Genomic DNA, 8116 nt, shown 5'->3' with positions numbered 1-8116 from the left:
AAAGGCCACAGGTGAAAAATTGAAGTATTCTATCGGGCCAAGAAGACCAGGTGATATTATTCAAATTTATGGTGACGTTACAAAAGCTGAACGTCATCTTTCTTGGAAAGCTGAACTTGGCTTACTTGAAATGATGAGCTCCGCATGGGAATGGGAGAAGTATATTAAACAGAACCCTCTTTAACATTAAAAAATTGAGGATCTTCGAATCCTAGAATTATATTATATCTTAAAAATGAAGAAAATTTTAATTACCGGTGGAGCTGGTTTTATTGGTTCTCACGTGGTTAGACGTTTTGTAAATAACTATCCTCAATATCAAATTATCAATCTTGATAAATTAACTTATGCGGGTAATCTTTTGAACCTTAAGGATATAGAGAACAAACCTAATTATAAATTCATAAAGGGGGATATTGTTGATGCAGCCTTCATTGATAAATTATTTGCTGAAGAACAAATCGACTCTGTAATTCACCTTGCCGCCGAATCGCATGTTGATAGGTCAATTAGTAATCCTACAGAATTTGTTATGACTAATGTTGTGGGGACTGTAAACTTATTAAATGCAGCGCGTCATCAATGGAAAGGTGATTATAGCAAGCATCGCTTTTATCATGTCTCAACAGATGAGGTGTATGGTAGTTTGGGTGAAACTGGCTTGTTTACCGAAGAAACTGCTTATGATCCACATAGCCCTTATTCGGCCTCTAAAGCAAGCTCTGATCATTTTGTAAGATCCTATCACGATACCTATGGCATTGATGCGGTAATCTCAAATTGCTCGAATAATTATGGCTCATTTCACTTCCCAGAGAAATTAATCCCATTGTCAATAAATAATATCAAAAATAATTTGCCCATCCCAATATATGGTAAGGGTGAGAATATTCGCGATTGGTTATGGGTAGAAGATCATGCACGCGCTATTGATGTTATTTATCATCAAGCTGCCTCTGGTAGTACTTATAATGTTGGGGGGCATAATGAGTGGACAAATATTGACTTGATTCGTTTGTTATGTAACATCATGGACCAAAAATTGGGTCGTGAGCCAGGAACATCCGCTAAGCTAATTACATTCGTAACTGACCGTGCTGGGCATGATTTACGCTATGCAATTGATTCATCTAAGCTTCAAAAAGATTTAGGATGGAAGCCTAGTTTACAGTTTGAAGAAGGACTTGAAAAGACTGTAGAATGGTTCTTAAGCAATGAGGAATGGTTGCAAAGTGTTACCTCAGGCAATTATCAAACGTATTATAATGATCAATATGGTAAAAGATAGATTGAGATCTCAATCTATCTTTTAATAATTATTCATATCGTAGTGATTCTACTGGATCTAGTTTGGAAGCTTTTACCGCTGGGTAAAGTCCCGAAATTAATCCAACTCCAATACATAGGCTTAGTCCCAAAATTGTCCAGCCCCATGGCATAATAAATGACCCTCCCATAACCATGGAGAGTAGATTCCCAATTAATATGCCCAAAAATACACCAGTTATACCTCCCATCAGGCAAATTACAATTGCTTCAATTAGAAATTGACGGCGGATAACCAAGGGGGTAGCACCAATTGCTTTACGGATACCAATTTCTCTTGTACGCTCAGTTACCGATACAATCATAATATTCATCAGAGCAATTGCTGCTCCAATTAGGGTTATTGCTCCAATAACAATACCACCAATTCGTACAAATGTTAAATTTTCGAGCAATGTTTGAGCAATAGCATCACTTTTGGTGATCTCAAAATTATCTTCATCTGCAATTTTTAAATTTCTAAGATTTCTGAATAGGGCAGTTGCTTCTCCAATGGCATATTCCATCTGTGTAGGGTCATCACTCATCACTGAAATTGTATAAGATGGATTGCCGATGGTCATCACTTGCTTAGCGCGAAGCAATGGTATTATACTAATTTTATCCCCTCCAAAGCCTACACTTGAGCCTTTAGCCTCTAAAACCCCAATAATTCTAAATTTATTATTCCCAAGGCTAATGATTTTATTAATTGGGTCAATGTTTGGGAATAAACGGGTCCTAATTTCATCCCCAATAATCACAACACTAGTTCCATATTCTAATTCTGACTGAGAAAAATTACGGCCAGAGGCTATTTTATAGCCCGCCGACATTAAATAATTCTCATCTGCGCCAAGTACAGAAATATTAGGATTCGTTTTTTCATTTCCATATTTTGCAGTCCCGCCAAATGACGCAAATACATTTACAGAAATAGTAGCAGGAAAGTCAAAATTGCTTTTAAATGCAGTTGCTTGTCTATAATCAATTGGCTTATAGCGTTTTGGTCTTTGTCCGCTGCCTCCAATACGAATTCCAATCCCACGATTTCGGATCGTAAATGAATTAGCACCCATGCTTGAGAAGGTATTATTAAGAGATCCTTCAATTGCATCTATAGACGTTAGTATACCTACCAGTGCAGTTAAACCAATAGCTATAATAATTGCCGTTAAAAATGTTCGGAGCTTATTGCTCTTTACAGATTGCATAGCAACCTTAACATTCTCAGAATAACTCATTGTTCCCGCCATGGTATAAATATAAAAAGTCCTGCTGGTTTGACAGCAGGACTTAATGAAATGTTACAAAATATATTTTTTAAACTGAGAAGGATGTGCCACAGCCACAGGTGCTGCTTGCATTCGGATTACTAAATGTAAATCCACGTGCATTTAATCCATCCTGGAAATCAACCTCCATTCCTGCTAAATACAAACCATGTGCTTTATGCATAAATACGGTTATTCCATCAATTTGGTATTCTTGATCACCTTCCTTCTTTTGATCGAAACCTAAAACATAATTCATTCCTGCACAACCACCTCCCTCAACACCAAGACGTAGCCCATAATCCTGACCTAACTCTTGTTGCTGAATAAGTTTTATAATTTCTTTCTTAGCTCCATCTGTTAAAGAAACAGGCGCTGTTAGATTTGCAATTTCTGTACTCATATTTCTTTTTAAATCTTATTACAAATATACACGAAATTGCTCACTTTTGTTTTGTGTAAGATCAATTTGACTAATTGTTAACAATTGAAGAATTATGAATGAAGTGACTTTTTTGGCGGAAATAGTTAAGTACACTATTTCTGGTATTATGATATTTTTTGCAGCATGGTATTTTATAAAACCTTTGTTGGTACAGAATCTTAATTTTCAAAGGGTAGAATTAAGAAAAGCCAGTATTCAACATACGCTTCCTTTGAGGCTTCAGGCATATGAGCGTTCAGTTTTATTTATCGAAAGGATAAATCCTTCCAACTTATTTATCCGGTTACAAAGTCCTGGAATGACTGCCATTCAATTGCACCAACTAGTGCTTGCAGAAATTCGCGCTGAGTATCAGCATAATATATCACAACAAATTTATGTAAGTGATGTGAGCTGGACGGTAGTGAAAAGAATTAAGGATGAAACTATCGGCATCGTATCTAGCGCCCTAAATTCTTTACCTGACGAAGCTATCGCAATGGATCTTAGTAAATCAGTCTTAACGCATTTAGCAAATCTAGAAAGTGAAAACCCTTATGATGTTGCTCTTAGTTTGATAAAGAGAGATATCCAAAATTTATTTTAATGCTATGAGTGAAAAGAAAATTAAAACAAGCTCAGGTATTGAGATAAAGGAAGTTTATAATGAACCTAAAAGTTTAGAGCTGCCGGGTGAATTTCCTTTTACCCGCGGGATTCAGAAAGATATGTATCGCGGTAAAATGTGGACTATGAGGCAATATGCTGGTTTTTCTACAGCTTTTGAATCCAATAAACGTTACCATTATTTACTTTCTCAAGGTACAACAGGGCTCTCGGTTGCTTTTGATCTTCCTACCCAAATTGGCTATGATTCAGATCATGAAATGTCGGATGGCGAAGTTGGTAAAGTAGGTGTAGCAATCGATTCCTTAAGAGATATGGAGGTGCTTTTCGATGGGATTGACCTTCAAAAAGTATCTAGCTCAATGACAATAAATGCCACTGCACCCATTTTATTGGCTATGTACATTTGTCTAGCTAAAAAACAGGGTGCCGACTTAAAGCAGATCTCAGGGACCATTCAGAATGATATTTTAAAAGAGTATGCCGCTCGTGGGACTTATATTTATCCTCCTAAGGCTTCTATGCGACTTATTACAGATGTTTTCGAGTATTGTAGTAAGGAGCTGCCAAAATGGAATACCATTTCTATTTCTGGTTACCATATTCGAGAGGCGGGTTCTACTGCTGTGCAGGAACTAGCTTTTACCCTGGCAAATGGAAAGGCTTATCTTGAAGCTGCTATCCAAAAGGGGCTTGATATAAATGTATTTGCTAAGCGACTATCTTTCTTTTTTAATTGTCATAACAACTTTTTTGAAGAAATTGCCAAATTTCGTGCTGCTAGAAGGATGTGGGCGCAAATCACAAAAAACTTAGGAGCTACAGATCCCGGGGCTCAAAAATTGCGCTTTCATACCCAAACAGGCGGCTCTACATTAACTGCTCAACAACCACTTAATAATGTGATAAGGGTGACTAATCAAGCTATGGCAGCGGTTTTGGGGGGCACTCAATCCTTACATACCAATGGTTTTGATGAAGCTCTTTCATTGCCCACAGAGGCAGCAGCCAAAGTTGCTTTACGAACTCAGCAGATTATAGCCTTTGAAAGTGGCGTAGCCGATACCGTTGATCCAATGGCCGGATCTTATTTCGTGGAGTCTCTAACAGATGAAATTGAAAAAGCCGCATGGAAATACATAGAGATAATTGATGCCAAAGGTGGTTCTGTTGCAGCCATTGAGGAAGGTTATATTCAAAATGAAATCGCTAATTCAGCTTATCAATATCAAAAGGATATTGAAAGTGGAGATGCTATTTTAGTTGGTGTAAATAAATATGTGGATACAGAAGGATTAAAACCGGAGGTGTTCCGCGTAGATGATTCAATCCGAAAAGTACAAATCGACCAGATCATAAAGCTGAAAGCAGAAAGAAATGGCTTTGAAGTTGAAAAAGCCCTTAATGATCTTGAAAATGCTGTAAAGGATGGCTTAAATACTATGCCTTTTATTATTGCTGCAGTAGAAGTTTACGCAACACTAGGCGAAATTGCTGATACTTTTAGAAAAGAATTTGGCGAATATTGATTTTGTCTTGTACGCTGTTTCACCACATCGTACTAAATATTAAAATGGCCTCTAGAATTTTATCTTTTTGAAATTCTCTAATGGCTTTGCTCGATTTTTTCTAATCCTAGAATATTTATAGCTCGGAATAATCCTCTAAAATCTTTTTGGAATTTATTTTTTAAACCAAATTCAATGTGGATAATTGTTTTTTGATTTATTTTTTATTTCAAAGCAATATGCAGTATAAGGTCTATTGTACAAATAAAATGTTTATAAATTATTAATATTACCCTTTAAATTAGAAAATTCTGCTTAAAATCACTATGAAATTATCGAGAAAATTGACATTTTTATCGTATAAATTAAATGCCTAATAAATAAGTTATTCTCCTGATTATCAATTATTTAAAACTAATTTAAAATTATACTTTTTAATTCATTTTTTTTTCCGATTATTGAAGTCCCAAAGAGTTATCAACATTTCTTTCGGCAATTGTTGTAAATCAGATTATTAGTAAAATTATATGGAAAAAACTTCTACACATGTATGGAACAATTGTCTTCAAATTATTAAGGATAACATCCCGGCCCAAAGTTTTAAGACTTGGTTCGAGCCAATAAAAGCCTTAAGACTTGAAGGTAATATTTTAACCATACAAGTGCCGAGTTTATTCTTTTACGAATGGCTAGAAGAACACTATGTAGGTTTATTACGTAAGACTGTTAAAAAGCAATTGGGTGAAGAGGGTAGATTAGAATATAATATTGTAGTTGAAAAATCTTCTACAAGTATTCCTTATACTACCAATATGCCTTCTAATGGTAATGGTGCAGAAGGAAAGAACCAATCGATGCCAATGCCAATTTCTCTGAATAAGGACATTAAAAATCCATTTATTATTCCGGGATTGAAAAAATTGCAAGTTGATCCTCAATTAAATCAGAATTATACTTTCGAGAATTTTATTGAAGGAGATTGTAATAGACTTGCACGTTCTGCAGGTTATGCGGTTGCGGGTAAACCAGGTGGGACTTCTTTCAATCCACTGATGATTTACGGTAGTGTTGGTCTTGGTAAAACTCACTTAGCCCAAGCAATTGGTAATGAAATTAAGCGTACACTGCCCGACAAATTAGTGCTGTACGTTTCTTGTGAGAAATTTACACAGCAATTTGTAGACGCATTAAAGAATAATAACATTAATGATTTTGTGAATTTCTATCAGGCTATGGATGTGCTCATCATGGATGACGTTCATAATTTCGCAGGGAAAGAAAAAACTCAAGATATTTTCTTCCATATTTTCAATCATTTACATCAATCAGGTAAGCAGTTAATAATTACCTCTGATAAAGCTCCAAAGGATCTTTCGGGATTGGAAGAAAGACTTCTTTCTCGTTTTAAATGGGGCTTATCCGCCGATCTTCAGATTCCAGATCTTGAAACTAGAATGGCTATCCTAAACAAAAAGATGTATTCCGATGGGATTGAATTACCTTCTGAAGTCATTGAGTACGTAGCACACAACATCGATAATAATGTTCGTGAGCTTGAAGGAGCCATGGTTTCTTTATTAGCTCAGTCTACACTTAATAAAAAGGAAATTGATCTGAATCTAGCTAAATCAATGCTTAAGAATTTTATCAAAAATTCTAGCAAAGAAATTTCAATGGAATATATTCAGTCTCTGGTTTGCGAATATTTCGAAGTTCCAATTGAAATGGTTAAATCCAAAACTAGAAAACGTGAAATTGTTCAAGCACGTCAAATTTCTATGTACTTAGCCAAGCTTCATACCAAAACTTCTCTTAAGTCGATAGGTGCATTCTTCGGTGGTCGCGATCACTCAACCGTGATTTATGCATGCCAAACCGTAGATGATCTAATTGATACCGACAAGAAATTTAAAGCTTATGTTGCGGATATTCAGAAAAAATTAAAAATGAGCTAATTCGATTAGACGTTTAGTTTAGCGCACCGACATTAATTGGCTAGTTTTTTAATAATTACGATTTCTGCTATACCGGCTTCTAACAATTATCGTCTAATATTCTGATTACCTAAATTGCAGCATATTTTTACCCATAAATGGTGCTTTTGATTCTAATTAAATTTAATTATTGTTAAATAATACGTTTATTTACAATCGTTTAATTAACATATATCATCATTAAAATGAAAAAACAATTTCTCTTAATATTAGCTTTATTAATAAGTGCTGCGGCAAGCGCACAAACATCAAATCTTGAAAAAGAAGCCATAAAAAAAGCTGTTAATACCGTATTTGAAGGAATGAGATTATGTGATTCAGCAATGGTTAAAGGTGTGTTTGCACCTAATGCCGTTCTGCAAACTATTCTACCGGCTAAAGATGGATTGTCGGCTATGGTTAGCGGTGATCGCATGGAGCCTTGGCTTAAGGCCATTGCTAAGCCTAAATCTGCAGATCAGTTATGGAATGAATCGATGGATTTCGATCAGGTTTTAATCGATGGAAACTTGGCGCAAGTTTGGGGTAGATACACCTTCTATATCGGAAATAAGTTTTCGCATTGTGGGACAGATAATATAACTCTGGTAAAATATGCCGAAGGCTGGAAGATTGTTTATTTAATTGATACTTCGAGAAAGGAAAGATGTCAATAATAAAAAAGACCGGTCTTTTTTATTATTGAAAACAGTTTTCAGGGATTATCAGTAAAACCTTCTAAAGAAAGCTTATTGCATCTATTTTTGTTACAATAATCAATGAATTATTCTTTAAATTAGATTATTGATTTAACTAATTAGTCTATTAGCTATATCGTATAATTTAAAAGAAATATATTCCATGGGAAAGAACAAAACGGAAAGCTCTCAAGACTCCTCTGGCAACTTTTCAATGAACAAAATATTGGATGTTAATCCAATATTTACAAGACGTCAAATGCTTGGAATAACAGGTATGGCAGGTGTAACTGTATTAACAAGTTCA

The 8116-nt window shown here is 35.3% G+C and carries 7 protein-coding genes and 1 pseudogene; 6 read left to right on the top strand and 2 right to left on the bottom strand.

Features of this window, described 5'->3' with window-relative positions; all coding sequences use genetic code 11:
- Together ACIQ0D_RS10070 and rfbB are read left to right on the top strand one after the other, a co-directional pair.
- Window positions 1–184: pseudogene (locus tag ACIQ0D_RS10070) on the top strand (UDP-glucose 4-epimerase GalE); the annotation flags it as partial.
- Window positions 185–235: 51 nt separating this feature from the next.
- A complete protein-coding gene (gene rfbB / locus ACIQ0D_RS10065) occupies window positions 236–1288 on the top strand; it encodes a dTDP-glucose 4,6-dehydratase (protein WP_395805223.1) in 1053 nt (350 codons plus the stop codon).
- Window positions 1289–1316: 28 nt separating this feature from the next.
- Here rfbB and ACIQ0D_RS10060 read toward each other — a convergent pair whose 3' ends face one another.
- Entirely contained in the window at window positions 1317–2561 is a 1245-nt protein-coding gene (locus ACIQ0D_RS10060; protein WP_395805221.1) for an ABC transporter permease, read from the bottom strand.
- A gap of 67 nt (window positions 2562–2628) precedes the next feature.
- Window positions 2629–2982, bottom strand: coding sequence for a HesB/IscA family protein (locus tag ACIQ0D_RS10055; RefSeq protein ID WP_395805219.1), 354 nt, complete (start codon window positions 2980–2982; stop codon window positions 2629–2631).
- 103 nt (window positions 2983–3085) lie between these two features.
- Between ACIQ0D_RS10055 and ACIQ0D_RS10050 the strand changes: the two genes are divergently transcribed.
- The 4 genes from ACIQ0D_RS10050 to ACIQ0D_RS10035 all read left to right on the top strand — a co-directional run bounded on the left by ACIQ0D_RS10050 (window position 3086) and on the right by ACIQ0D_RS10035 (window position 7788).
- Complete coding sequence (locus ACIQ0D_RS10050; RefSeq protein WP_395805225.1) at window positions 3086–3610, top strand: hypothetical protein; 525 nt, start codon at window positions 3086–3088, stop codon at window positions 3608–3610.
- Between the two features lie 4 nt (window positions 3611–3614).
- Window positions 3615–5159 (top strand): methylmalonyl-CoA mutase, encoded by a 1545-nt coding sequence (locus ACIQ0D_RS10045; protein WP_395805217.1) that lies wholly within the window; start codon window positions 3615–3617, stop codon window positions 5157–5159.
- A gap of 506 nt (window positions 5160–5665) precedes the next feature.
- Window positions 5666–7093 (top strand): chromosomal replication initiator protein DnaA, encoded by a 1428-nt coding sequence (gene dnaA, locus ACIQ0D_RS10040; RefSeq protein ID WP_395805215.1) that lies wholly within the window; start codon window positions 5666–5668, stop codon window positions 7091–7093.
- Between the two features lie 224 nt (window positions 7094–7317).
- Entirely contained in the window at window positions 7318–7788 is a 471-nt protein-coding gene (locus ACIQ0D_RS10035) for a nuclear transport factor 2 family protein (RefSeq protein ID WP_395805213.1), read from the top strand.
- Window positions 7789–8116: the final 328 nt, after the last annotated feature.

This window comes from Daejeonella sp., from assembly GCF_044342615.1.
GTDB lineage: Bacteria > Bacteroidota > Bacteroidia > Sphingobacteriales > Sphingobacteriaceae > Daejeonella.
The sequence above is the reverse complement of the archived record's forward strand: the minus strand, read 5'-3'. Positions and strand labels throughout refer to the sequence as shown.